Genomic DNA, 630 nt, shown 5'->3' on the forward strand with positions numbered 1-630 from the left:
AGACCCAAGGTATGAGCGAGATGAATCCCATTCCGCTCATTGATATTATGCTGGTGCTGATGATTATCTTTTTGGTCACAGCCACAGTGATGAATCCAACCGTACCACTAGATCTGCCCGATACCAATGCCACAGTAAGCGGCTTGCCTGATGAGATATTGCAAATAAGCATTGATAAAGACAATGGTCTATTTTTGGATGAGGAAGCGCTGACGTTAGCGCAATTGCGATTGCGGCTTGAAGAAGCGTCAAAAGACGGTGCTAATCCGAATATTCATCTGCGGGCAGATCAAGACACCCGTTATGATATGGTGGCGCAAGTGCTGGCTGCCGCCAGTACTGCGGGTTTGACTAAGGTTGCTTTTGTCACTGAATAAATAGCCATTTATAGAATATAAAATTTCCTGCTGCAAATATTAAAGAAGGGGTTAAGATTATTAATCTTAGCCCCTTCTTTAATGTCTTAAACCGTGTTTATGATAAAAGCAAACATAGTGGAATCATTGTAAAACTAGTCGAAATTATTCAATAACGTATCGATGTTATGTTGAACAACCTATATGTATTTTAACGTTTTAATCACGTTATTCGTTCAAAAAACCACCACAATGCAATGGCGATACTAACAAA

Annotated in this window: 1 protein-coding gene; it reads left to right on the forward strand. The window is 39.8% G+C overall.

Features of this window, described 5'->3' with window-relative positions; translation table 11 throughout:
- The coding region (locus tag JMW90_RS13525; protein ID WP_201564762.1) for an ExbD/TolR family protein at positions 1–377 on the forward strand (377 nt) is incomplete at its 5' end.
- Positions 378–630 lie beyond the last annotated feature (253 nt).

The organism is Psychrobacter glacincola (assembly GCF_904846215.1).
Taxonomy (GTDB): domain Bacteria; phylum Pseudomonadota; class Gammaproteobacteria; order Pseudomonadales; family Moraxellaceae; genus Psychrobacter; species Psychrobacter glacincola.